This is a genomic window from Trinickia diaoshuihuensis, from assembly GCF_003390925.1.
In the GTDB taxonomy this organism is placed as follows: Bacteria; Pseudomonadota; Gammaproteobacteria; order Burkholderiales; family Burkholderiaceae; genus Trinickia; species Trinickia diaoshuihuensis.
In genome coordinates this window covers 320,440-345,854 of sequence record NZ_QUBS01000087.1, presented here as the reverse complement: position 1 = coordinate 345,854, position 25,415 = coordinate 320,440, and the positions used below count along the sequence as shown (strand labels likewise).

22 protein-coding genes and 1 pseudogene are annotated in these 25,415 nt (G+C 63.2%); 19 read left to right on the top strand and 4 right to left on the bottom strand.

The genetic code is table 11. The annotated features are described in order from the left end of the window. The first annotated feature begins 328 nt into the window (after positions 1–328). The 11 genes from phaC to DXT59_RS26130 all read left to right on the top strand — a co-directional run bounded on the left by phaC (position 329) and on the right by DXT59_RS26130 (position 10,949). On the top strand, positions 329–2,164 hold the full coding sequence (gene phaC, locus DXT59_RS26180; protein ID WP_240324676.1) for a class I poly(R)-hydroxyalkanoic acid synthase: 1,836 nt from the start codon (positions 329–331) through the stop codon (positions 2,162–2,164). A 73-nt stretch (positions 2,165–2,237) separates the two neighbouring features. Further along, a complete protein-coding gene (locus DXT59_RS26175; protein WP_116140679.1) occupies positions 2,238–3,419 on the top strand; it encodes an acetyl-CoA C-acetyltransferase in 1,182 nt (393 codons plus the stop codon). Between the two features lie 96 nt (positions 3,420–3,515). Further along, the gene (locus DXT59_RS26170) at positions 3,516–4,256 is read left to right on the top strand and encodes a 3-ketoacyl-ACP reductase (RefSeq protein WP_116140677.1); all 741 of its coding nucleotides are present in this window, start codon (positions 3,516–3,518) and stop codon (positions 4,254–4,256) included. A 147-nt stretch (positions 4,257–4,403) separates the two neighbouring features. Then, positions 4,404–4,979: a polyhydroxyalkanoate synthesis repressor PhaR gene (phaR, locus tag DXT59_RS26165; RefSeq protein WP_116140792.1), complete on the top strand. Its 576-nt coding sequence runs from the start codon at positions 4,404–4,406 to the stop codon at positions 4,977–4,979. 246 nt (positions 4,980–5,225) lie between these two features. Further along, positions 5,226–5,618: an AbrB/MazE/SpoVT family DNA-binding domain-containing protein gene (locus DXT59_RS26160; protein WP_240324675.1), complete on the top strand. Its 393-nt coding sequence runs from the start codon at positions 5,226–5,228 to the stop codon at positions 5,616–5,618. A 22-nt stretch (positions 5,619–5,640) separates the two neighbouring features. Continuing rightward, positions 5,641–5,979 carry a type II toxin-antitoxin system PemK/MazF family toxin gene (locus DXT59_RS26155; protein ID WP_116140675.1) on the top strand — a complete coding sequence of 113 codons (339 nt, stop codon included), beginning with the start codon at positions 5,641–5,643 and terminating at the stop codon, positions 5,977–5,979. A gap of 183 nt (positions 5,980–6,162) precedes the next feature. After that, positions 6,163–6,783 carry a ribosome-inactivating family protein gene (locus DXT59_RS26150; RefSeq protein WP_116140673.1) on the top strand — a complete coding sequence of 207 codons (621 nt, stop codon included), beginning with the start codon at positions 6,163–6,165 and terminating at the stop codon, positions 6,781–6,783. A 29-nt stretch (positions 6,784–6,812) separates the two neighbouring features. Then, entirely contained in the window at positions 6,813–7,463 is a 651-nt protein-coding gene (locus DXT59_RS26145) for a hypothetical protein (protein WP_116140671.1), read from the top strand. Between the two features lie 192 nt (positions 7,464–7,655). Then, positions 7,656–9,062: a 30S ribosomal protein S12 methylthiotransferase RimO gene (gene rimO, locus DXT59_RS26140; RefSeq protein ID WP_116140788.1), complete on the top strand. Its 1,407-nt coding sequence runs from the start codon at positions 7,656–7,658 to the stop codon at positions 9,060–9,062. A 91-nt stretch (positions 9,063–9,153) separates the two neighbouring features. After that, the gene (locus DXT59_RS26135) at positions 9,154–9,759 is read left to right on the top strand and encodes a hypothetical protein (protein WP_420823432.1); all 606 of its coding nucleotides are present in this window, start codon (positions 9,154–9,156) and stop codon (positions 9,757–9,759) included. Positions 9,760–9,761: 2 nt separating this feature from the next. Next, a complete protein-coding gene (locus DXT59_RS26130; protein WP_116140669.1) occupies positions 9,762–10,949 on the top strand; it encodes a cystathionine beta-lyase in 1,188 nt (395 codons plus the stop codon). 91 nt (positions 10,950–11,040) lie between these two features. Here the strand turns inward: DXT59_RS26130 and serB are convergent, their stop codons facing one another. Continuing rightward, on the bottom strand, positions 11,041–11,880 hold the full coding sequence (gene serB, locus DXT59_RS26125) for a phosphoserine phosphatase SerB (protein WP_116140667.1): 840 nt from the start codon (positions 11,878–11,880) through the stop codon (positions 11,041–11,043). 298 nt (positions 11,881–12,178) lie between these two features. On the opposite strand from serB, the gene DXT59_RS26115 reads away from it, so the two are divergent. Then, a complete protein-coding gene (locus DXT59_RS26115) occupies positions 12,179–12,733 on the top strand; it encodes a DUF6013 family protein (protein WP_116140663.1) in 555 nt (184 codons plus the stop codon). A 37-nt stretch (positions 12,734–12,770) separates the two neighbouring features. Here DXT59_RS26115 and DXT59_RS26110 read toward each other — a convergent pair whose 3' ends face one another. Both DXT59_RS26110 and DXT59_RS26105 read right to left on the bottom strand, forming a co-directional pair. Then, the gene (locus tag DXT59_RS26110; protein WP_116140661.1) at positions 12,771–13,580 is read right to left on the bottom strand and encodes an ABC transporter permease; all 810 of its coding nucleotides are present in this window, start codon (positions 13,578–13,580) and stop codon (positions 12,771–12,773) included. After that, positions 13,577–14,269 (bottom strand): ABC transporter ATP-binding protein, encoded by a 693-nt coding sequence (locus DXT59_RS26105; RefSeq protein ID WP_116140659.1) that lies wholly within the window; start codon positions 14,267–14,269, stop codon positions 13,577–13,579. The genes DXT59_RS26110 and DXT59_RS26105 overlap by 4 nt, the downstream gene beginning before the upstream one ends. Before the next feature lie 218 nt (positions 14,270–14,487). On the opposite strand from DXT59_RS26105, the gene DXT59_RS26100 reads away from it, so the two are divergent. Together DXT59_RS26100 and DXT59_RS26095 are read left to right on the top strand one after the other, a co-directional pair. Next, positions 14,488–16,743: an AsmA family protein gene (locus DXT59_RS26100; RefSeq protein ID WP_116140786.1), complete on the top strand. Its 2,256-nt coding sequence runs from the start codon at positions 14,488–14,490 to the stop codon at positions 16,741–16,743. A 136-nt stretch (positions 16,744–16,879) separates the two neighbouring features. Continuing rightward, entirely contained in the window at positions 16,880–18,472 is a 1,593-nt protein-coding gene (locus DXT59_RS26095; RefSeq protein WP_116140657.1) for an ABC-F family ATPase, read from the top strand. Between the two features lie 656 nt (positions 18,473–19,128). Here the strand turns inward: DXT59_RS26095 and DXT59_RS26090 are convergent. Further along, positions 19,129–19,575, bottom strand: coding sequence for a MarR family transcriptional regulator (locus DXT59_RS26090; protein WP_240324674.1), 447 nt, complete (start codon positions 19,573–19,575; stop codon positions 19,129–19,131). Between the two features lie 678 nt (positions 19,576–20,253). On the opposite strand from DXT59_RS26090, the gene DXT59_RS26085 reads away from it, so the two are divergent. The 5 genes and pseudogenes from DXT59_RS26085 (at position 20,254) to DXT59_RS26065 (ending at position 25,344) form a co-directional block, all read left to right on the top strand. Continuing rightward, positions 20,254–21,264 carry an EthD domain-containing protein gene (locus tag DXT59_RS26085; RefSeq protein ID WP_116140654.1) on the top strand — a complete coding sequence of 337 codons (1,011 nt, stop codon included), beginning with the start codon at positions 20,254–20,256 and terminating at the stop codon, positions 21,262–21,264. Positions 21,265–21,430: 166 nt separating this feature from the next. After that, a pseudogene (locus DXT59_RS26080) lies at positions 21,431–22,118 on the top strand (3-deoxy-7-phosphoheptulonate synthase). Positions 22,119–22,128: 10 nt separating this feature from the next. Next, positions 22,129–22,926 carry an MFS transporter gene (locus tag DXT59_RS26075; RefSeq protein ID WP_162878245.1) on the top strand — a complete coding sequence of 266 codons (798 nt, stop codon included), beginning with the start codon at positions 22,129–22,131 and terminating at the stop codon, positions 22,924–22,926. Positions 22,927–23,072: 146 nt separating this feature from the next. Then, the gene (locus DXT59_RS26070) at positions 23,073–24,509 is read left to right on the top strand and encodes an aldehyde dehydrogenase family protein (protein WP_116140650.1); all 1,437 of its coding nucleotides are present in this window, start codon (positions 23,073–23,075) and stop codon (positions 24,507–24,509) included. 136 nt (positions 24,510–24,645) lie between these two features. After that, complete coding sequence (locus DXT59_RS26065) at positions 24,646–25,344, top strand: OmpW/AlkL family protein (RefSeq protein WP_116140648.1); 699 nt, start codon at positions 24,646–24,648, stop codon at positions 25,342–25,344. Positions 25,345–25,415: the final 71 nt, after the last annotated feature.

Here is a 25,415-nt window from a genome sequence, read left to right as displayed (position 1 = left end):
TGACTAAGCGCATATGCCGGTGGCGCTTGGCTTGCGAGTTCGCGATCGACATCGGGAAAACGATAATAAAAAACCTATCGCGCTGCGGCAAAATCGGTTCGAAGCATTGACATGCCTCGTGGCGGGGAGCAAGAATGACCGCTCGCAAGGGTGAGCGCAGCGAGGGTCGCGAGGGTTCGCCCACGTATGCTCGGCGCCCGCCTCTCAACCAGTCTTCCTAGACTCACGGCCAAAAGCGGGTATGACTGCATCAAAACGTCGATCGACTTCTTCTCACACCGAAACTTCTTCGAGCCGCGAGCAGCAAGCCGAAGCAGGCAACGCGGACATGCAACGGATGTTCGAGGCTTGGATGGGCGCATGGCGCTCATTCGCCGATCCGAGCAAATGGCCCGCGCCGCAGCCGGGCGCCATGCCCGGGCAGGCGGCGAACGGCCATGCGGCCGCCGGGCCGTCGCCGTTTCCGTTTCCCTTCCCCATGCCGCAGATGCCGCCCATGCCCGCGCTGGGGATGCCTTCGATGACCGACGCTCAGCACGCCTTCGCCGGGATGAAGCTGCCGGTGGCGTCGATCGCGCCTGAGCGATTGCAAGCGCTGCAAGCGGATTACTCGCGCGATTGCCTCGCGTTGCTGCAGCAAGCGAGCGGCGCGAATCAAACGCCGCCCGAGTTGCCCGATCGGCGTTTCAGCGCCGATGCTTGGAAGGCGACGCCCGCGTTCGCGTATACCGCCGCTTGGTATCTGCTCAACGCACGTTACCTGCAAGCGCTGGCCGATGCCGTGCAAGCCGATGTGAAGACGCGCGAGCGCATTCGATTCGCCGTGCAACAGTGGACGGCCGCCGCCTCGCCGAGCAACTTTCTCGCGCTGAACCCGGAGGCGCAAAAGGCCCTGCTCGACACGCACGGCGAGAGCTTGCGGCAAGGTGTGATGAATTTGCTCGCGGACATGCGCCGCGGCAAGATTTCCCAGAGCGACGAGTCGCGCTTCGTCGTCGGCAAGAACATCGGGGCGACGGAAGGCGCGGTCGTCTTCGAAAACGAGCTGATTCAACTGATCCAATACAAGCCGCGCACGCCCAGCGTGTTCGAGCGGCCGCTCTTGATGGTGCCGCCGTGCATCAACAAGTTCTACATTCTCGATCTGCAGCCCGAGAGTTCGCTCGTCGCGCATGCGCTCGAGTGCGGACATCAGGTGTTCATGATCTCGTGGCGCAATGTGGATGCGTCGCTGGCCGGGAAAACCTGGGACGACTACGTCAACGACGGCGTGCTCGCCGCGATCGACGTCGTGAAAAGCGTAAGCGGACGCGAGCAGATCAACACGTTCGGTTTCTGCATCGGCGGTACGATGATCGCGACGGCGCTCGCGGTGCTCGCCGCACGTGGAGAGCATCCGGCGGCGTCGATGACGTTGCTCACGGCGATGCTCGATTTTTCCGATACGGGCGTGCTCGACGTCTTCGTCGACGAGGCCCACGTGCTCATGCGCGAACAAACGATCGGCGGCCTGAACGGCGCGCCGCCGGGGCTCATGCGCGGTATCGAGTTCGCGAATGCATTCTCGTTCTTGCGGCCCAACGATCTCGTATGGAACTACGTGGTCGATAACTACCTCAAAGGGCGCACGCCCGCGCCGTTCGACCTGCTGTACTGGAACGGCGATTCGACGAATCTGCCCGGACCGATGTACGTTTGGTATCTGCGCAACACGTATCTCGAGAACAAGTTGCGCGAGCCGGGCGCGTTGACCGTATGCGGCGAGGCGCTCGATCTGTCGCGCATCGACGTGCCGACGTTCATCTACGGCTCGCGCGACGACCATATCGTGCCATGGCGCACGGCGTATGCGTCGGCGCCGTTGCTGACGGGGCCGCAGCGGTTCGTGCTGGGCGCGTCGGGGCATATCGCGGGGGTCATCAATCCTCCCGCGAAGGGCAAACGCAGTTATTGGTCGCACGAGGGCAATGAGAAGACGCTGCCGGAGGACCCGGACGATTGGTTCGAGCAGGCCGTCGAGAAGCCAGGTAGCTGGTGGCCGGACTGGATGGCATGGCTCGAGCCGTATGGCGGCAAAAAAGTGAAAGTACGCGCGCAGCTCGGATCGGCCGAATATCCGGTCATCGAGCCCGCGCCGGGGCGATACGTGCAAGAGCGCGATTGAACGCGCCCGTTAAGATTTCCAACTACGATGCGCGGCTTTCGATTGAGCCGCCTCACCCGCAAGGAGTCACAACATGACTGACGTAGTGATCGTATCTGCCGCTCGCACCGCCGTGGGCAAGTTCGGCGGCTCGCTGGCGAAGATTCCCGCGCCGGAACTGGGCGCGACGGTCGTTCGCGCGGTGCTCGAGCGCGCGGGCGTCAAGCCCGAGCAGGTGAGCGAGGTCATCCTAGGCCAAGTGCTCACGGCCGGCTCGGGTCAGAATCCCGCTCGTCAGGCGCTCATCAAGGCGGGATTGCCCGCGGCCGTGCCGGGCATGACCATCAACAAGGTATGCGGCTCGGGTTTGAAGGCCGTCATGCTGGCCGCGAATGCGGTGATCGCGGGCGACGCGGACATCGTGGTGGCCGGCGGCCAAGAGAACATGAGCGCGGCGCCGCACGTGTTGCCGGGCTCGCGCGACGGATTCCGCATGGGCGACGCGAAACTCGTCGATACGATGATCGTCGACGGCCTGTGGGACGTCTACAACCAGTACCACATGGGTATCACGGCCGAGAACGTGGCCAAGGAATACGGCATTACGCGCGAGGAGCAGGACAAGTTCGCCGCGCTTTCGCAAAACAAGGCCGAGGCCGCGCAGAAGGCGGGGCGTTTCGACGACGAGATCGTTCCCGTCCAGATTCAGCAGCGCAAGGGCGATCCGATCAATTTCGTCACCGACGAGTTCGTTCGTCACGGCGTCACGGCGGAGTCGCTGGCGACCCTGAAGCCCGCTTTCTCGAAGGAAGGTACGGTGACGGCGGCGAACGCCTCGGGTATCAACGACGGCGCGGCGGCCGTGCTCGTCATGTCCGCGAAGAAGGCGGAAGCGTTGGGCTTGACGCCGCTCGCGCGCATCAAGGCCTACGCGAATGCGGGCGTCGATCCGAAGGTGATGGGGATGGGGCCGGTGCCGGCCTCGCGCCGTTGCTTGGAGCGCGCGGGCTGGTCGGTCGGCGACCTCGATCTGATGGAGATCAACGAGGCTTTCGCGGCGCAGGCGCTGGCGGTGCACAAGCAAATGGGCTGGGATACGTCGAAGATCAACGTGAACGGCGGCGCGATCGCGATCGGTCATCCGATCGGGGCATCGGGTTGCCGGATTCTCGTGACCTTGCTCCACGAGATGCAAAAGCGCGACGCGAAGCGCGGTCTGGCCTCGCTGTGCATCGGCGGCGGGATGGGCGTCGCACTGGCGCTCGAACGTTTCTGATCGAAGCGCGAAGCGCCGCCGCCAAGGGCAGTGCGCGGCGGTAAGACGAGGGGCGCCGGCAGGCGTCCCCAAAAAAACAGGAATGGAGCGTGACTCATGACTCAGCGTATTGCGTACGTAACGGGCGGGATGGGCGGCATCGGCACTGCGATCTGCCAGCGTCTGCATCGGCAAGGCTTCAAAGTGGTGGCGGGCTGCGGTCCGAATTCGCCGCGACGCGTCACATGGCTCGAACAGCAAAAGGCGCTCGGCTACGATTTCGTCGCCTCGGAAGGTAATGTCGGCGATTGGGAGTCGACGAAGAACGCGTTCGACAAGGTGAAGGCCGAAGTGGGCGAGGTCGACGTGCTGGTCAATAACGCGGGCATTACGCGCGACGTCGTGTTCCGCAAGATGACGCACGAGGATTGGACGGCTGTCATCGACACGAACTTGACGAGCCTGTTCAACGTCACGAAGCAAGTCATCGACGGCATGGTCGAACGCGGCTTCGGGCGCGTGATCAATATCTCGTCGGTGAACGGGCAGAAAGGTCAGTTCGGGCAGACGAACTATTCGACGGCGAAGGCCGGCATCCATGGCTTCACGATGGCGCTCGCGCAGGAAGTGGCGACCAAGGGCGTGACGGTCAACACGGTGTCGCCCGGTTATATCGGCACGGATATGGTGAAATCGATCCGCGCGGACGTGCTCGAAAAGATCATCGCGACGATTCCGGTTCGGCGGCTGGGTTCGCCGGAGGAAATCGCATCGATCGTTGCTTGGTTGGCTTCGGATGAATCGGGCTTTTCGACAGGCGCCGATTTTTCGTTGAACGGCGGTTTGCACATGGGCTGATGCGTTTTGCGCCGGTTGCGTTCGACATTGCCGCCGGCGTAAAACGGGTTAAAGTGTATGAGTTTGGGGGTCCGGCTTGCTGCGGGAGGCGCGGCGGGCCACGAGGGCGCCGTTATTGCGCTGCGTTGCGTTCATAAAAGGCATTACATGTCGACTACAAAGAAAACAGCCGAGCGATTCATTAAAAAGTACCCGAACCGTCGACTGTACGACACGGAAACGAGTACCTACATCACGCTGAGCGACGTGAAGCAGCTCGTGCTCGATCAGGAGGACTTCAAGGTCATCGATGCGAAGACCAACGAAGATTTGACGCGCAGCATCTTGCTGCAGATCATCCTCGAAGAGGAGAGCGGTGGCGTGCCGATGTTTTCTTCGTCGATGCTGTCGCAAATCATCCGGTTCTACGGTCATGCGATGCAAGGCATGATGGGTACGTATCTGGAAAAGAACATCCAAGCGTTCATCGACATTCAAAACAAGCTCGCCGAGCAGTCGAAGAACCTCTACGAAGGCAATGCGCTCAATCCCGAGGTGTGGTCGCAGTTCATGAACATGCAGGCGCCCATGATGCAAGGGATGATGACGAGCTATATCGAGCAGTCGAAGAATATGTTCGTGCAGATGCAAGAGCAGATGCAGAACCAGGCGAAGACGATGTTCAGCTCGTTCACGTTCAATAAGCCGGGTCAGGGGCAGGGTCCCGAACCGGAAAAGAAATAACGCGCGCTTCGTTGCGCCTTCTCGTTGCGAACAGGCCGCGGTGATCCGCGGCCTTTTTGCATGCTCTTCACGATGTCGCCGGGGGCACTCGGTGCCTTGTCCTTGTTGCTGCCGTGGGGGTGAAAGCGTCGCATTCTTTTTGCGAATGCGCTTTAGCGCCCCTGAAGCCGGTCAAGATCGCCCTCGATTCCCGCCGCCGTTGAAGTCGTATCGACGGCGTTGACACATCGGATAGAGGTGCTTACCATGAACGCTGTATCAACCTGTAGATACATTCGCTACGACCCGAAGCCGGGCGATGCGATCCGCTGCGGCGCGTTGCGGGTCGAGGCGCCCTTCGCCACGGTCCATTCATGGGGTATCACGATGGCCGTCCAAACTTTAAAGCGGTGGGGTAACAGTCTCGCTGTGCGCATACCGGCAAGCATCGCCCAGGAGGCGCACTTGGCGGAAGGTCAGGCGATAGACGTACTCGTCGTCGACGGCAAAGTGCAAATCGTTCCGTGCGTCTCGATAAAGCGATTTTCCCGCGAGCGTTATATGCAGCAATTGCGGGAGGGGAAACTCGAGCCTCACGCCGACATTGATTTCGGCGGGGCGCATGGCTCCGAATTCGGCGGGCCGGACGAGCCGCGCTGATCGTCAAAGGAGACAGAGCCGCATGCAAAACGGGGTGCCGGAGGCAGGAGACATCATTAGGCTCTACGTGGGGCCGAGCAAGGGGAACGAACAAGACGGGTATCGCGCCGTGGTTGTTCTTACCGCTAGCGATATCAATGCGTTGACGGGCCGGATCGTGGGGCTGCCGATCACGTCGACGATTCGAGGCTGGGAGACGGAGATCGCCATTGCGAGCCTCGCTCGCCCCGGCGCCGCACTCGTCGACCAAATCGTCAATCTGTCCTTCAAAGCGCGTGAAATTCGCTACGAGGGCGAACGTGCGTCGGAAGACGAAATGGAGGCCATGCGGTACGCGGTACGCGCATTCCTCGATTTGTAAGAAGCGGGACTGAGCCTTCACGCCCCCATTCGAAAGTCACGGACCATCCTTCCGGCCCATGTTGTGACGTCTGCCGGATTGGCCGCATGACGCACGCCCGGCAAAGTGCAAGCACCGGGCAGCCACTCGCTTCGCTGCCGGTCTTCCCGGCGGAGTGCGCCGGCCTCGTCCAAAGGATTGCCCATGTCTCTTCGATTGACGACCGGTGCCGAGTATCGGGCCGACATCGCCACACTGCGCGACCAAGTTCGCGCGAACGGCACGCGCGCGGTATCGCTCAACATCCCAGTGCAGATTCCGAATCCGCCGGCGGGCTATGGGCTTTCGCTCGTGCTTAACCTTGCGTGGGAAGCGAACGGTGCGCTGGCTTCGCCCAATGCCTCTCTCTACACGATGGGATTCATTAATGCTACGGCGACCTATTTATTCAACGTAGTGCCGATGCCCTGGGCGGTTCCGCCCGGTGCTAGGGTGCTCGTCCCCGACGGCTCGTACGGGTCGCTCGGCTATAACGTGACCCCGCTCCCGGCGATTTCGGCGCCGAACCTGCGTGATGCCGCAATCACCCTCGCCAACTTCGCTGTAGCGGTGCCGCCCGGGGGCGGCGGCGTGCCCGTCACCCCAGGCGACGCCACCTGCCTCGTCTGCTTGATCGTCGCGCTCTCCGAGGCCGTGAGGTTTAACGCGACCGAAGACGCCATCGCGAACGTGCTCGACAACCCGCTTGGGCCGCCATTTGCGGCGAATGCCCAACGCCCGCGCTACAACGGCTGGAATGCCGGCGGCCATAGGATCGGCGCTTGAGCATTCCGTTCGAACGATCGGAGCTCCTCATGCTCACACAATCCCAGTTCAATTCCACGCTGCGGTGGGAAGATTTCGTACTGAATCTTATCCAGAACGCGGGCGGCCAGCCGTCGGCGCCCGCTACCCGCACGGGCCCAATTTTGCCGATGTACGTCATCCGTTTCGGCAATCTGGAGGCGCCGCAGGCGCTGCGCGCGCTGATGTCGGAAATCTCGTCGTCCGCCGGCGTCGTCGACCATGGCGTGCAACGCATAAACGATGACGCGCTCGGTGCAATGCGGCAAATTCATGCGAACGATCCGATGTACTTGCCGCGCTTTTCCTATCCCAATACGCCGGACAAACCCGACTACTTGAAAGGGCTGAGCGATCGCGCAAAGCTATACGAGCGCTATGTCCGTACGAACAAGGCACACTCTAACGGGCGCGGCGGCGGCGCGGATACGACAGGCTACGTCGAGTACACCGCGGGTACCAACGATATGTTCTTCGAAGGTAACAAAGCACGGATCGCATTCGATTACGTTCACAGCAAAATCTACTTCTCGCCGCTTCACTACGAAGTATGGGAACTTGCGACACCGCCAACCCGGGCCGGCCGGACACTGCCGAAGCAGTTGGACGGTCCTTACGCAAGCCCCTGGTTCTGGATCGTCGACGTCACGGCGTCGAGCTGAGTGTCCAGTTTTCCGCCGGCACGCGTTGCGCCACGCTGGTTCGTGGGCTTGCCGGCGGAGCCCAAATCGTCTCGGCAACGACAGCCCAATGCCGCATCGCGGTACAATACGCGGTTAGTCCGGGAGGCGGCGCGTCAATCCTTGCGCAAGATTTGGCCGCCCGGCGTCATTGCCATTCGCTGGATCCATCTCATGCCGCACACTCCCTCTCCCGTCGCGCCGAGTTCAGCCGCGGCCGCGCCTGCCGCGCCCAAGGTCGGTTTCGTCTCGCTCGGCTGCCCCAAGGCGCTCGTAGACTCCGAGCAGATCATCACGCAGCTACGCGCCGAGGGCTACGAAATTTCGGGGACCTATGACGGGGCCGATCTAGTCGTCGTCAACACCTGCGGCTTTATCGACGAAGCCGTCCAGGAAAGCCTCGACGCGATCGGCGAGGCGCTCACGGAAAACGGCAAGGTGATCGTGACCGGCTGCCTCGGCGCGAAGAAAAGCGCGAGCGGCTCCGGCCTCATCGAGGAAGTGCATCCCAAAGTGCTCGCCGTCACGGGCCCGCATGCCGTGGGCGAGGTGATGCAGGCCGTACATAGCTATCTGCCCAAGCCGCACGATCCGTTCGTCGATCTCGTGCCCGCCGCCGGCATCAAGCTGACGCCGCGCCATTACGCCTATCTGAAGATCTCCGAGGGCTGTAACCATCGCTGTGCGTTTTGCATCATCCCGTCGATGCGCGGCGATCTCGTTTCGCGGCCCGTCGCCGAAGTCATGCTCGAGGCCGAAAACCTCTTCAAGTCCGGCGTCAAGGAACTGCTCGTCATCTCGCAGGACACGAGTGCTTACGGCGTGGACGTCAAGTTCCGAACGGGATTTTGGAACGGGCGTCCCCTCAAAACGCGGATGACGGAACTCGTCGGCGCGTTGGGCGAACTGGCGGCGCAGTATGGCGCATGGGTGCGGCTCCATTACGTCTATCCGTATCCGCACGTCGACGAAATCATTCCGATGATGGCGGAGGGCCCCCTCAAGGGCCACGTGCTGCCGTATCTCGATATCCCTTTCCAGCACGCCGATCCCGAGGTGCTCAAACGCATGAAGCGGCCGGCCAATGCCGAGCGCACGCTCGAGCGCGTGGCCGCTTGGCGCCGGATGTGCCCGGAGCTGACGATCCGCAGCACGTTCATCGCGGGCTTTCCCGGGGAGACGGAAGCGCAATTCGAAACGCTGCTCGAATTCATCCGCGCGGCGGAACTCGATCGCGTCGGGTGCTTTGCCTACTCGCCGGTCGAAGGGGCGAGCGCCAATGAACTCGACGGCGCATTGCCCGACGAAGTGCGCGAAGCACGTCGCGCCCGCTTCATGGAAGTCGCCGAGGAAGTCTCCTCGCGCCGCTTGAAACGCAAGATCGGCAAAACGCTCAAGGTGCTCATCGACGAGGTCAACGCCGATGGTGGAATCGGCCGAACGGCGTCGGACGCGCCGGAAATCGACGGTGTGGTCTACGTGGCCCCCGCGTCGAAGGCGTCCAAGCGCTACAAGGCCGGCGATTTCGTATCCGTGCGGATCACGGGGGCGGACGGGCACGATCTGTGGGGCGAGGTCTGAGCACCCCCCACGCGCGGCCTTGCGCGATTGGAGCGCGCCCGCGTCCGCAGAGGTACGGAGCAAGATGCGTGGAACAAGGAGCAACGCAACAATGAGCGCGGCCTATCGAGTTCGGCACGGACGTTTCGGTGCGGCGTGCCGCGCGCCGCGGGCTCGGGCGTTGTTCGTGGCGGCGCTTGCCGGCCTTTCGCTTCAATGCGCTTGGGGCCAGCAGGCGACGCTACCGGCCGCGGCGCTCGTCGAGCAATCCGACGACGCGGCCGCCTCGATCGCCACGGAGGCCTCGGATGCCGCCGCCGGCATCGCGCAGCAATCCGCCGATGCGGCGGCCTTCGCCGTGCCGCAGTTTCCGCGGCGCCTCGCTCCGAATCCCGAGTTCGCCCGTTTTCCGGCGTATGCAGGCATGCTAGGTGCACGGCGCATCGTGTTGCGTCTGGGCAGAAAACCGGGCGATCCGACGGGCGTCCATGGCGAATACCAATTTGCCGATACCGGCCAAGTCGTGCTCGTGGCGGGCGACTGGGACGGCGACGTCCTGGAGATCGAAGATTCCGGTGACGGTAGTTCGATCGCGGGCAACTGGGTTGGGCGCTTCATGAGCGACGGCTCCCTTGCCGGCGACCGCATGAATGCGGACGATTCCAACCCGCAGCCGTTCGTCCTCCATCCGTTGGCAGGTTCCTTATCCACTCGTTGACCATGACCGATTCCGCATCCTCTCGCGCACGCCAAACCCGCATCGTCCATCCGCAACTCGACCTAGCCCCTGGCTTCGAATCGTTCTCGACGCCCGTGATGCGGGCGTCCACGGTGGTCTTTCCCGATCTGGCCACCATGCGTCGCGCCGATTGGCGCAACGATTCGCAGTGGCGCTACGGACTGCACGCCACGCCGACGTCGGCCGCGCTCATGCAGCGGCTCGCCGACATCGAGGGCGGCAAGTACACGCTGCTGCAACCGTCGGGGTTGTCGGCGATCTCGAACGTGTATTTCGGCGTCACGAAATCGGGCGACGACGTCCTGATTCCCGACAACGTCTACTCGCCGAATCGCGAACATGGCAATTGGCTGGCTCGCGACTTCGGGTTGTCGGTGCGGTTCTACGATCCGATGATCGGTGCGGGAATCGCCGAACTGATCCAGCCGAACACGCGCTTGATTTGGATCGAGGCGCCGGGTTCGGTGACGATGGAAGTGCCGGACGTACCCGCGATCGCGGTGGCGGCGCGCGCGCGTAATGTCGTGACGGCGATCGATAACACCTATTCGGCGGGGCTCGCGTTCCGTCCGCTCGAACATGGCGTGGACATCTCGGTGCAAGCGCTGACGAAATACCAGTCAGGCGGCAGCGACGTGCTGATGGGCGCCACGATCACCGCCAGCGATGAATTGCATCAGTTGCTCAAGCTCGCGCGTATGCGCCTGGGAATCGGCGTATCGGTCGACGATTGCTCCCTCGTCTTGCGCGGTCTGCCGAGTATGAAGGCGCGCTTCGAGGCGCACGACCGCAGCGCGCTCGCGCTGGCGCATTGGCTCAAGGCTCGTCCCGAGATCGCGGCCGTCTTGCATCCGGCGTTGCCCGATTGTCCTGGGCACGCCGAGTTCATGCGCGATTTCTCGGGGGCGGGCGGGCTGTTCTCGGTTATCTTCGACGCGCGCTACAGCGCCGCGCAGGTCGATGCGTTCGTCGAAGCGCTCGAGTTGTTCGCCATCGGCTGGAGTTGGGGCGGCGCGAATAGTTTGGCGATGCCCTATGACATCGCTTCGATGCGGTCCGCGTCGAGTTGGCCCCACCGCGGCACGCTGGTGCGCTTTTACGTGGGGCTCGAGGAGGAGGCCGATTTGCGCGCCGATATCGAGCGCGCGATGGGGCTCGCGCTGCGCTAAGCGGCCCCGGTGTGCATGCGAGCGCAGTGGCCTGCGCTTGCTTCGAGGCCGGGCGCGAAGCCGCGCCCATGACGCGCGATTCGCGCGCGGTTCAGAATAGACGCAGCAGGCCGTCCAAACCGACGTAGTTGAATGCGACATCCGCTGCCGCGCGCACGACCGGTTTCGCGCGGAAGGCGACCGAGAGACCGGCTTCGGCCATCATGTCGAGATCGTTCGAGCCGTCGCCCATGACGATGGCTTGCGACGTGGCGATTCCGAGCTTGGCGCACGTTTCTCGAACGGTGCGCGCCTTGACGCTCGCATTGACGATTTCGCCCGTCACTTTGCCCGTCAATTTTCCGTCGACGATCTCGAGCGTGTTCGCATGCGCGAAATCCAGACCGAGCTGCGCTTTGAGCCGCTCCGTGAAAAACGTGAAGCCGCCCGAGACGAGCAACGTACGCAATCCCGCTGCCTTCGCACCAGCGAGCATCGCCTCGGCGCCGGGCGATAGCTTGAGCCGCTCGTTGAAAACGTGTTCGAGCGCCTGCGCGTCGAGCCCTTTGAGCAGCGCGACGCGTGCGGTCAAGCTCTCGTTGAAGTTTTTGATCTCGCCGCGCATCGAGGCTTCGGTAATCGCGGAGACCTCGGCTTTGAATCCGCAGAAGTCGGCGATCTCGTCGATGCATTCGATCGTGATCAACGTCGAATCCATGTCCATGGCCACGAGGCCGAAGTCGCGCAACGCCCGGCCCGGCTGCATGTACGCATAGTCGAGGGCGTGCGTCCCGCAGTAGACCTCGATATCGGCGCGCTGGGTGGGATCGGCGTCGGGGATGCGAAGCGCGCGAGGATCGATCGACTGCGCTTGCCCACCGCGCGCGAGCGCGACGAGCGGCTTGACGTGGGCGGCCGCTAACGGCTCGGGGCTTTGTACGACGAGATTCATGAACGATGCGCCAAGGAGTGCCGCCGGAGCCGGCGGGCGAAAAAATGCGGCTATTGTAGCCGGTCCGATCGACGGCAAGACGGGGCACGCAGCTTGCCGCGTCGTTGGGAGCGCCGATTTGCGCGATCGGTTGGCGCGTCAAATCGAGATGCAACCCTATAACGATGCCGTGCGCAAGCGGGGCAACCCCCGACAGGCGAACGCAGTCTTACGCGCGAGTTGGGATTAGACTGGCAGCGCGTCGTCGATATTGCTCCCATGCCGCGAAGGGCATGGGACGGCTAGCCAGGAGGTGCAGATGAGGGCTCGTTTGAAACCTGTAGCCGTTTTGGTTTCCGTTGCCGCTTTCGCGGCCGGGTTCGCGGGGCTTGCGCAAGCCGCGCCGCCTATCACCGTTACGTCGAAGACGCCGGCCGACGGCCCGATCAAGTACACGGTCAAGGTTGCCTCGAAAACGTACGGCAACGCACAGGACACGCGCACGATCCGTTCCGGCCAGACGGACGACTATACGTGGAAAAGCACGCCGCCCGGGAGCGCGGTGAACGCATCGGAGCAATGCCCCAACTATGCCTCGATGTCGCTCGACGCGAACGGCGTCGTGCAACGGCAGATGCGGATCCGGCTCGCGCCGACGGTCGATGCCGACGGAACCGCAGCCGTGCAGATGAGCGTGCAGGCGAGCACGCCGCATGGCAAACCGACGGCGGTCAAGGTGCACGGCAAGACGCTTCAATGTCCGAGCGTCGCGACACTGAGCCAAGTGGTGCGCTTCACCATGCCGACGAACGGCAGCGCGAAGACGGTCGGCCTCAGCGACGGCACGCAGGTGACCGTTTCGGCGCAGCGATAGCCGCGATGGCGTAGCCGATCGGTGGCGCTAGCCTCGGTCAGCGCCGGCCAGCGCGCTCGACGAGCCTTCCCGCGAGGAACATATGGTCGGCGCTGAACAAGCGCCGATACGTCAGCAACACAGCCCCGACCGTTCCCAGCGCCGATGCCGCGGCGATCAAGAACATGATGACGATCTGATAGCGCACGGCTTGCAGCGGCGATTGTCCCGCGAGCACCTGTCCGGTCATCATCCCCGGCAAGCTGACGACGCCCACCACGGCCATTTGATTGAGGGTCGGCAGCATGCCCGCGCGCACGGCTTGGCGCGCCGGGCCACGCGCAGCCTCCCAGCGCGTCGCGCCGAGCGCAAGCGCCATTTCGACGCGATCGCGGCGCGCGGTCAATTCCTCGCTCATGCGTTCGATGGCGAGCGAAACGCCCGTCAGCGTATTGCCCAGAATCATCCCGAGGATCGGAATCGCGTACTGCGGTTCATACCAGGGATGGATCCGCATCACGGCGAACAAGCCCACGGCCGCGATGAGCCACGCGCTGATCCAGATCGACACCAGCGCATCGGTGCGTTGTCCCGCGTAGGTATGCGCGCCGCGCGCTGCGCCGGCAAACCCCGCGATGATCGTCATCAGGGCCATCAGTGCAAGCACCACATACCAGCGATTGACCGCGAACACCCAGCCCAGGACATAGCCGACCAGCAACAATTGGATGACCGTGCGCACGGCGGCCAAGGCAAGTTGCCGGCCCAGCCCGAGCGCGAGCGCCATGGAGATGGCACCGTTGACGACGATGAGCAGCGCGGCGATCGCGACGTCGAGAAGGCTCAATTCATGGAGGGCGGACGTCACTCGTTGGCCTCCTCGTAAGCGGCAAGGGTGCCGGCGCGCATCGTCAGGCGCCGGTTGCCGACGCGTTCGGCTTGCGCCGGGTCGTGCGACACCCAGACGGAGGCGCGGCTCGCGCGGTCGGCATCGAACCAGTGGGCGACCAGCGCCTCGACGGCGCGGGCCGATTGCGGGTCGAGCGAGGCGGTGGGCTCGTCGAGCAGCAGCACTTCGGGGGCGAGTTGGAGCACGCGAATGAGCGCAACGACTTGTCCTTCGCCGCCCGATAGATCGCTTGCGCGTTTCGCGAGAAAATCCTCGCGCTTGCCGGCCGCATGGGCGAGCCGGGCGGCGCGTTCGCGATCGAAGCGGACATCTCGGTAGACGCGCAGCGTGTAGGGGTAGCGCAAATTCTCTTCGACGGTGCCGTCGATCAGCGCGGGCCGCTGCTGCACATAGACGACGCTGCGCCGGTAGCGTGTGATCGCTTGACGCTCGATGCGCCGGCCGTGCCACGAGAGCTCGCCACCGTCGATGGGATCGAGCCGAGCGAGCGCGCGCATGAACACGCTTTTGCCGGAACCCGACGGTCCCGTCAACGCAATGCGTTCGCCGGCGCACAGCGAGAAATCGACTGGGCCGACGAGCGTTGCCGCCGCGCGTGCATCGCGCCTGAGCAGGGCGCGTGCTTGGAGAAGGATAGGGCCGGTCATGGATTGGATCGATCGAGCGATGAAGCAAGCACGGCATTAGAACGGATGCGCGTCCGTTGCCGCAAGCCCGGGCCGGCGGGCGCGCAGCGCGAATCCGCATCATAGGTCAAGAGGCGATGCGGGGCACGGGGATTGCTTGGGCTTTGACCAGAAAGGCTGCGCTCGCCGCCGTCGCGGTGTCGCACCGCGCCGCTCAACGAACGATCGAGATCCTTTGCATGCCGTATCCCGCCACTGTCGCCCGTACCGTCGGCAAGATCCTCGCCTGGATCGTCGTTGTGGTGCTCGTTCTATGCGCCGCGCTCGCCGTCTTCATCATGACGTTCGACTGGAACCGGGCTCGTCCTTGGGTCGACGACAAGGTCTCTCAAGCCATCGGGCGGCCGTTCGCGATCAACGGCGATTTGCGCGTCGGCTGGCAACATCCGACGAACGAACATGGATGGCGCGCATGGGTGCCGTGGCCGCGCTTTTCCGCTTATGACGTGACGATCGGCAATCCCTCTTGGGCGGCCTCGGGGACATTCGCGAAAGTCGATTCGATCAGCTTCGACGTCGAGGTGTTGCCGCTGTTGACGCATGTGATCTCGATTCCGTCGATCGATCTCGCCAATCCGTCCATCGACCTCGAAAGGCTCAAGGATGGACGCGCGAACTGGATCTTCAATCTGCCCAAGTCGACGAGCCCGTCGCGCTGGACGCTACGCCTGGCCGATCTCGGCTTCGCCAAGGGCCATATCGCGCTGTCGGACGAAATGCAGCAGATCGCGCTGCAACTGGACGTGGACACGCTCGGCAAGCCGTTGCCGATCGGCGACGTCATGAAGCAGCAGGAGGCGGCCTCGCGCGGCTCGGCCGCCCAGGTCATCGGCGAGCACGGCGCGCGCAGGCTCGCAGTGCAGGAGCGGGCGGCATCGGGCGCGCGGCAAGCGTCGGCCGAGATTGCCGCCTCGAGCCCGCAGCCGGCGTCCAATGCGTCCGCGCCGGCCGCGCCCGCGTCGGCAGCCTCGGGGAGCGAGACGCGCGCACGCTCCTCGCTGACCTATTCGCTAGGCTGGCAAGCGAAGGGCCGTTATCGCAAGACCGATATCTCGGGTACCGGCAAACTCGGCGGCGTGCTCGCGCTGCGCGATGCGGCGCGTCCGTTCCCGATGCAAGCCGACGTGAAAATCGGCGATACGCGCCTCGCGCTCGTCGGCACGTTGACCGATCCGATGCATTTATCCGCACTCAATTTGCGGCTTTGGCTGCAAGGTCAAGACCTCTCGCATCTCTACCCGATCCTCGGCGTGACGCTGCCGCAAACGCCGCCTTACGCGACCGACGGGCACCTCGTCGGCCATGTGCAAACAGGCGCGAGCGAGTTCACCTACAGCGACTTCACGGGGCGCGTGGGCGGCAGCGACTTGGAGGGTACGTTGACCTACGTGTCGCGCAAGCCCCGGCCGTCTCTCACGGGTCATGTCGCCTCCAACTTGTTGCAGTTCTCCGATCTCGCGCCGATCGTCGGCGCCGATTCGAACGCCGACAAGGCGCGCCGCGAGGAGAGCGTCAAACAACCGACTGCGCGCGCGCTGCCGGTGGAGCCGTTCCATACCGACCGCTGGAAGGCGATCGACGCCGACGTGACGTTCAAGGGGCGGCGCATCGTCAAGGATCCGGCGCTGCCGATCACCGATTTGGACACGCACGTCATCATGAAAGACGGCGTACTGACGTTCAAACCGCTGAACTTCGGCGTCGCGGGCGGGACGTTGGCTTCCGATTTTTATCTCGACGGCTCGAAAGCGCCGCTGCAGGCGCGTATGAAGCTGTCGGCGCGCCACCTGAAGCTCAAACAGCTATTCCCGACGCAAAAGACGATGCAATCGGCGATGGGCGAGATCAACGGCGATGCGAGTTTGTCGGCGACGGGCAATTCGCCGGCCGCACTGGCCGGCACGCTCGACGGCGAGGTCAAGGCGCTCGTGACGCAAGGCAAGTTGAGCCGATTGATCATGGAGGCGGCGGGCTTGAACGTGGCGAACGTCGTCTACGAGAAGCTGTTCGGCACGCACGACGTCGACATCAACTGCATGGCGGCCGACTTCACCTCATCCGGGGGTGTGCTCGATACGCGCACGTTCGCGCTCGATACCTCGGATGCCGTCATCGGCATGGACGGCAAGATCAATCTGCAAGACGAGTCGATGGATTTGACGATCCATCCTCATACGAAGGGTTTCCGCGTTTTCACGCTGCGCTCTCCGTTGTACGTGAAGGGCACCTTCAAGCAGCCGGACGTGGGCGTGAGCAAGACCTCGATCGCTTTGCGGGCGGGGGCGGCGGTGGGACTCGGGTTGATCAATCCGTTCGCGGCGTTGATCCCGCTGATCGCGCCGAGCCACGCGAAGGCCACGCCTTGCGACACGCTCGTGTCGCAAATGCTCAAAGCCCCGAAGGCACCGCCGCCGGCTGCTGCCGCGGCGCACTGATCGGGTGCGCCGACCGTGGGCGCACGCCCCGATGCCGCTCGGGGTCGGAGCAGCGCATGGCTTCCGGCAGGTGGGATAGACGAAAGCTTGGTAAAATGCCAGGTTTTTCGCCGATCACCATTCGAAGGGACGCGCCGTGCTGTCTACCGCCAATATCACCATGCAATTCGGGCCGAAGCCCTTGTTCGAGAATATCTCGGTCAAGTTCGGCGAGGGCAACCGCTACGGTCTCATCGGCGCCAACGGCTGCGGCAAGTCGACGTTCATGAAGATCCTCGGCGGCGATCTCGAGCCGAGTTCTGGCAACGTCATGCTCGAGCCGAACGTGCGCCTCGGCAAATTGCGTCAGGATCAGTTCGCGTATGAAGACATGCGCGTACTCGACGTCGTCATGATGGGCCATACGGAAATGTGGGCCGCCATGACCGAGCGCGATGCGATCTACGCGAACCCGGAGGCGACGGACGACGACTACATGCATGCGGCCGAGCTGGAGGCGAAGTTCGCCGAGTACGGCGGCTACACGGCCGAGGCGCGCGCGGGCGAGCTGTTGCTCGGGATCGGCATTGCCATCGAGGACCACAACGGCCCGATGAGCAATATCGCGCCGGGCTGGAAGCTGCGCGTGCTGCTCGCCCAGGCGTTGTTTTCGAATCCCGACGTGCTGCTGCTCGACGAGCCGACGAACAACCTCGATATCAACTCCATTCGCTGGCTGGAGAACATCCTCAACGAGTACAACTCGACGATGATCATCATCTCCCACGACCGGCACTTCTTGAACCAGGTCTGCACGCACATGGCGGACATGGATTACGGCACGCTGAAGATCTACCCAGGCAACTACGACGACTACATGCTTGCGTCCACGCAAGCGCGTGAGCGGCAGGCCGCGGCCAACGCGAAAGCGAAGGAGCGTATCGCCGATCTGCAAGACTTCGTGCGCCGCTTCTCGGCCAACAAATCGAAGGCCCGTCAGGCGACGAGCCGTCTGAAGCAAATCGACAAGATCAAGATCGAGGAATTCAAGCCGTCCTCGCGCCAGAACCCGTTCATTCGCTTCGAATACGAAAAGAAGCTGCACAACATCGCCGTGGTGGCCGAGCGCATCACGAAGCGTTACGAGCGCACGATCTTCGAGAACTTCGATTTGAGCGTACAACCGGGCGAGCGCATCGCGATCATCGGCGAGAACGGCGCGGGCAAGACGACGCTGCTGCGCGCGCTGTACGGCAATATTGCGCTCGACGGCGGCACGATCAAGTGGGCAGAGAACGCGAACGTCGGCTATATGCCGCAGGATACGTACGAGGAGTTTCCGGACGACGTCACGTTGACCGATTGGATCGACGCCTACCGCAAGGAAGGCGACGACGATCAAATGGTGCGCGGCACGCTCGGACGGCTGCTGTTCAATGCCGACGACATCAAGAAGTCGGTCAAGGTGCTCTCGGGCGGCGAGAAGGGACGCATGATCTGGGGCAAGCTGATGCTCGGCCGCCACAACGTGCTCTTGATGGACGAGCCGACGAACCACATGGATATGGAGTCGATCGAGTCGCTCCAGATCGCGCTCGAAAAGTACGAAGGCACGCTGATCTTCGTCTCGCACGACCGTGAATTCGTGAGCGGTCTTGCCAATCGGATCATCGAAGTGCGTACGGACGGCACGCTGTACGACTTCGGCGGCGGTTACGAGGACTTCCTCGCTAGCCAGGGCGTGCAGTAACCTGCCTCAGAGCGGTCCGGACGGGGTGCATGGCGGATTGAGCAGGTGATCCGCCATCAGATCGAGTTTGACGATCGCCCAGCCGGACTCCTCGTGACGCAAGGTCAAGTAGTAACGCCCGGTGGCAATGACGTCGGCACGCCCTTCGGTCGGGAACGCGTCGCGCGTCTGAACGAGATTGACCGCCGTCTCGGGGGCGATCGCCGTTCACGTCGATTAACGGCGAGACGAGGTTGTGCCGCACGGTCCCGGTTTGGCTGGCGCTGAACAGCAGCGTCGCGAAACGCGCCAACTGATTCCGGCCATGAACGACGCGAACCGGATTGTTGTAATCCGGCTTGCCACCGTTCCAAAGATGCTCGGTCCCAGCCGCCCGCATCGAGCAACTTTTTGATCATCGACGATATAGTCGTACACAACTAGATCGCATGCGATATTAATTTTCGAAAGTGAGGCTAGGTTGCTTTCTGCACAGGAATGCGAAATGTTTAATCGCAATGCGCAATAAATAGACGTCCGCGGATCGAGACGAGGAAGAGGACGACGAGGGCGTGCGAACATGCTCGCGGCGAAGGCCGGCGGCCGTGGGTCAACAAAGGGGAAGGGGAGCGCGGTGAGGTCGGGCGCGCAGGCGCCCGTGGGGCAGGCGGCAGGACTTAGGCTTCTTCGGCCGAAGCGACGATCGAACTGAGGACGGCGTCGACGAGCGCCAGTTGTTCGGCCGATACGTCGTGCAGCAGCTTCGCCTTGATGCCCTTGACCATCGTGTCGATTTGTTGGCCGACCTTGCGGCCGCTTTCGGTCAGATAGAGCGTCTTGGCCCGGCGATCCGACGCGTCGTCGCGGCGCACGACGAGTCCCGCTTCTTCCAGTTGATCGAGCAATCGGACGAGCGAATGGCCCTCTAGACCAAGGTGTTCGGCCAATGTGCGCTGGCGTAGACCTTCGCCGAGCTTATAGATCAGCCAAAGCGGCGTGGAGGTCGCCTCCGACAGGTTCAGCTTGCTCAATTCGATGTCCGCGACTTTGCGCCACATGCGCGCGGCGCGCTGCAAGCGCAGGCAAAACGTATCTTCGGCGAGGGATAGCAGACTGGCAGACATTAAATTGGCGTAAGTAAAAATCGTGTCTCGATCGTTAGTATTCGATCGGCTCTTCCGCCCGCTTCGCGGAGAGGCGATCGGTCGTACGCTGCCGAATATGCGGCCAATATAGCACATGCTTTGTTGAAGATAGCGTCATTTGGCTGCGGCAATACCCCCGTCGGATAGCGATCCGGCGGGGACGGTTTCGGCTTTCCTGTCCATGCCCCCACTCGCATGCGCGCCGCGACTACGGTGCTCAGCTTATGAATCTACATGGATTCTCGAGCGCGCGTGGAAGCCCGCTTCGGGGGCGCTCGGGGTTGATGAATGTGATTGACGCCGCGTCCGTTCTTGCAATAATAGATCCCGTGCGAGTTATTGTCGTGAGATCTATTGGTGCCGCGCCGCAGAGCTTATGACGCGCCGCGGGTCAGGGTTCGCGCGTTCAGGAGCGGCAATGGAGCACCTCGGCGAGACGACGTGCAAGACAGGTACGGACAGAGTCATATTGGGCGAGCTGACGCAACGGCTCCTCTCGTTAAACGACGCATCGGACCGGCCGGCTGTCGGCCATGACGGATCGTTGCGGTGCCGATCGGACGTAACGCGACGCCATCCGATCGCGCGGCAAGCCGGCCCATCACGATCGTAGAAAGCTAGTGATATGCCAACCCATTCGTAGGATAGGAGCGCACCGTGTCCAACATTACCGCTGAACGCCAGTTTCGATCCCCTTATCTGCAGTCGTTTCGCTCGTATTCGACGCCGCTCACCGTCCTGTGCACGCTGCTCTCGCGCGCGGACGGTACGCCCTTGAACGAACGCCGCCGAGATCCCAATCTACTGCTGGATACGAAGGGCGAGTTGCTGAAGGATCCCGCCGCCGCGCCCAATGCGTTCGAAAACGACGCCAATATCTCCTTCGAGAAATGGACCGAATACTGGCGAAAGGTGCATGGGCCGCGGTTCATCTATGCCCAACCGCCGGAAGAAGGGGGGATTCGGCAGTTGCTGCGCTACGACCAGATCCACCGGTTGCCGGCGGGCCCCTCGAGCGGCTCGCCGTTGCCGTACGCCGCGCCTGTCGATGCGCACGGCAAGTTGTTCGATACCGTCATCGGGCATATCCCGGAGTATCGCCGTCCGCAGTGGGACGGCATCGCGTATCTCGGCTTCGAGAACGCGGACGGCATCAAGGCCGTCTTCAGCCAGCCCGATATCGCGGCCAAAATCATGCCGGAAGACCAGGCGATTTTCCGTGAGCTGTGTCCGGTGCTCGCCAAGCAACACATTATCGTGCCGAGCGCCACGCAGCGCGATCCGATCCTGCTCGTCAAGATCGTCAAGCGCAATGCGGATCTGTCGCGTGCGCAATTCCATGAGGCCTGGCTGAACCGGTACGCGCCGCTCGTGCTTCAGCAACCGGCGACGAGCCGGTATGTGAAGCGCTACGTGCAGTTGCATAACATTGGTCCGGTCGAGGCGGGGGAGCCGTTTTTCCATCCGGTCGCGCACACGATCGACGGTGTGTCGATTCAGGCGTTCGACAGCGTCAACGACCTCGAGGACTATTTGCTCGATCCGGGCGTGGCGCGCCTCATCGAGGAAGAAGCGGCGCTGGTCGCGGCCGATAGCGTCGAATATTGGTCTGCCGTCGCCTATCAGGTCGTCAATCAGATCTTCCCGGAAATCTCGACTACGTCGTAACGCGCGGCGATTCGGCGGATCCGGCACGCTCGGCACATTCGCGGCAACGCCCGATCGACGTGTACGTAGAGAGACGGCCGTTGCGCCGGCCCGCGTCGCGGGCGCTTGATGAACGCTTCGCGTTCAGAAATGGAACGAAGGGTTCGTCGCCACCGCGCCGCAAGGTGTGCGCTACCGCCAGATCGCGTGCCGCATCGTGCAGGCGCTGCGCTTTATGAATGCGTGCGGGGTGTCGCCCGACGCGGTGCAGCCGTTGCGCGAGACCGAACTTTATACGAGTCACGACGCCTTGTTGCTGCACTACGAGGAAGCCTTGACGCGACAAGACGCGCTCACGCGCGACTGGTACGACTGTTCGGCCCATATGCTTTGGATCGGCGAACGGACCCGCGGCGCGGACGACGCGCATGTCGAGTTTCTGAAGGGGGTGGCCAATCCGATCGGGCTCAAGTGCGGCCCGACGCTGGAGCCCGATGCGCTTCTCGAGCTGATCGACGTGCTCAATCCGGACAATGAGCCGGGCCGGCTCACGCTGATCGCGAGGATGGGCGCCGATACGTTGGCCGAGCGGCTGCCGCGGCTCTTGCGAAGGCACCTATGCCGGCGGCTTGCATCTGGAGATGACCGGGACCGACGTCACCGAATGTACCGGAGGCGGACAACGCATCAGCGACGACCAGCTAGGCGAGCGATATCACACGCATTGCGATCCGCGGCTGAATGGGACGCAGGCGCTGGAGCTCGCGTTCCTCGTATCGGAGAAGCTGGCGGCGCAACAGGATCCCATCGAGGAAACGCGCGCTGAGCCACTCGTCGAGAGACGTCCTGAGACACAGGTCGAGGCACACGCGTAAAACACCCGGTATGCATTCATTAATCAGCACGTGGGAATGGCGCGCGTTGTTTTTGGCGATCGCGGCGGCGTCCCTGTCGATTCTTGCCGTGGTGTTCAACAATATCGAGGAATCGCGCAACCCCGAGGCACGGGGCGTGGATCTGGCCGGGACCGTAAACTTCACGGCCGCGCTCGCGGTGATCTTCGTCAGTATCGTTCAAGGCCCCCACTTCGGCTGGGGCAGCGGCATGACGATCGGATTGATTGCCGCCGGTTGCTTGCTCCTATTGTTATTCGTCGTCGTCGAATCGCGGATCCGCGCGCCCATGCTCGACTTGTCGTTATTCGGCAATGCGCGCTTTCTCGGCGTGTTGCTGCTGCCGGTCGTGACGGGCTTCAGTTTCATCGCGCTGCTCGTCTATCCGCCGATCTGGTTCATCGGCGTCGAGGGCGATGACGAATTCCATGCCGGCCTGGCCATCTTGCCGTTGACCGCGCCCATGCTCATCGTGCCTTTTCTGGCCGGTATCCTATCGAAGCGGTTCTCCGCCGCGAGCCTGTGTAGCACGGCCCTGGCGTTTGCCGCCGTCGGCGTGTTCGGGCTCTCGAGGGTCACGGCCGCGAGTGCTTTCGTCGACGTGGCGTTGCCGATGCTCGCGATCGGGATCGGTAACGGCGTGCCATGGGGGCTCATGGACAGCTTGGCAATGAACGCGATCCCGAAGGAGCGGGCCGGGATGGCCGCCGGTATTTTCTCGACGATGCGCGTCACGGGCGAAGCCATTGCGATCGCGATCATCGGCGCGGCATTGGGGTGCTCTGGGTGACGCTGCGCAAGCCGGCTCCCGTCGAATTGGCGATGCCCGAGCCCGAGTCGGGTATCGATACCTGAGCGCTTTCCGTGTCTTGCGATCGGTAGCGGCCGGACGCTGAGTAAAATGGGCGAGTCGAAACCCACAAGGTGAACACTCGCATGAAAATCTACGATCGGCTCTACATCGGCGGTCAATGGCTGACGCCCTCGGGCACGGGCACCATCGACGTCATCGACTCGGGCACGGAAACGGTCATGGGCCGCATCCCGGAAGGCGCGACGGCCGACGCCGAGGCGGCCGTCGAGGCGGCGAAGCTCGCCTTCGATGGCTGGGCGGCGACGCCGGCGGCCGTACGCGCCGATTACCTCGAAAAAATCGCGGCGAACCTGAAGGCGCGTACCGACGCGCTGGCGGCCTCGATCTGCGGCGAAGTGGGGATGCCCCTCAAGCTCGCGCGCGCCATTCAAGTCGGTAGCCCGGTCTACAACTGGAATCTTTATGCCAAGCTCGCGCGCGAATTCGAATTCGAAACGCGCGTGGGCAATTCGCTCGTCGTGCGCGAGCCGGTGGGCGTGGTCGCGGCGATCACGCCTTGGAACTATCCGCTCAACCAAATCACGCTGAAGGTCGCCGCCGCCCTGGCGGCGGGCTGCACCGTCGTGCTCAAGCCTTCCGAAGTCGCGCCGCTCAATGCGTTCATGCTCGCCGAGGCGATCGACGAGGCAGGGCTGCCGGCGGGCGTGTTCAATCTCGTGAGCGGCTACGGTCCCGTGGTCGGCGAGATCATTGCCAGCCATCCGTTCGTCGACATGGTGTCGTTCACGGGTTCGACGCGCGCGGGCAAGCGCGTCGCCGAACTGGCGGCCGCCAGCGTCAAGCGCGTCGCGCTCGAACTCGGCGGCAAATCGGTCGCGTTGGTTCTCGACGATGCCGATTTGGCGACCGCCGTCAAAAGCACCGTCGCGGCGTGCTATCTGAACTCGGGTCAGACCTGTTCCGCGCACACGCGGCTGCTCGTGCCCGAATCGCGCTATGAAGAGGTGCGAGCGCTGGCCAAGGCCGCGGCCGAGGCATTCGTCGCGGGCGATCCGCGCGACGAGGCCACGCGGCTCGGGCCGCTCGCATCGGGCGCCCAGTTGGCCCGCGTGCGCGAATACATCCAACGCGGTATCGCCGAAGGCGCCGAACTCGTGACCGGTGGTGCCGATATGCCGGATGGTTTGATCAAAGGTTATTTCGTGCGGCCTACCGTTTTCGGCCGCGTCCACCCGAAGGCGACGATCGCGCAAGAAGAAATCTTCGGTCCGGTTTTATCTATTTTGACCTACAAGGACGAGGAAGAAGCCATCCGCATCGCCAACGATTCGATCTATGGTCTAGGCGGCGCCGTGTGGGCCGGCAGCGACGAGCGAGCAATCGCCGTGGCGCGCCGCATTCGGACGGGGCAAGTCGATATCAACGGCGGCGCGTGGAACATGCAGGCGCCGTTCGGCGGCTTCAAGCAGTCGGGCTATGGCCGCGAGAACGGCGTGTACGGCTTGGAGGAGTACCTGGAGTACAAGTCGATGCAGTTGAAGGCGCCGAAGCCGAACTGAAGCGTTGCCGGTGCGTTGGCCCAATGCGCGACCGGCTGTCGCACCGCGGCATGTGTTGGGCCCGGCTTGATTCGGGTCAACCCCTTTCGTCTGAAAGCCCCAAAGAATGTAGGGGTTTAGACGAGAGGGAATCGATATGCAAACCACACGCTGCACAAAAATCAAGCAACTCACTAGCGCGGCTTGCCTGATCGGCGCTTCGTTGGCCGCGTCCGGCGCGTTCGCGGCCGACGACGCATCGGCGGGGGCCGCGCCGGCCGCTGCCGCGCCCGGCTATTCGAGCAACGGCGCGCTGCATGCCGGCGATTGGCTCGTCCGGCTGCGCGCCATCAGCATCGAGCCGGCGGCTCGGACCACCGAAACGCTGTCGGCCCTGAACGTAGGGGTCAACAATGCGATCGTGCCCGAGCTGGACTTCACTTACATGATTCGCGACTACCTGGGCGTCGAGCTGATCCTGGCGACGTCGCGTCACCAACTGACCTCCAGCCTCGGCAACTTGGGCGGTGTGGGCGTGTTGCCGCCGACGCTCCTGCTGCAATACCACTTCAACCACCAAGGGCGCATCCGGCCCTATGTCGGCGCCGGCATCAACTACACGCTGTTCTACAACAACGGTCTCAACGCGGGCGGGCAGTCGATTTCGATCGATAACCATAGCTTCGGCCCGGCCGTGCAGGCGGGCGTCGACGTGCAGATCACGAAACGGCTCTACGTGAATGCCGACATCAAGAAAATCTGGATGAAGACTGGGGCGTCGCTGAACGGTCAATCGCTCGGGACGCTGCATATCGACCCGCTCGTCGTCGGGGTCGGCGTGGGTATGAAGTTCTAAACGGAACGCGGCGCGTGCCGCATCGCGTCTCGTCAGTCGAATCGGAACGCCGGGCCCGCCCGGCGTTTTTG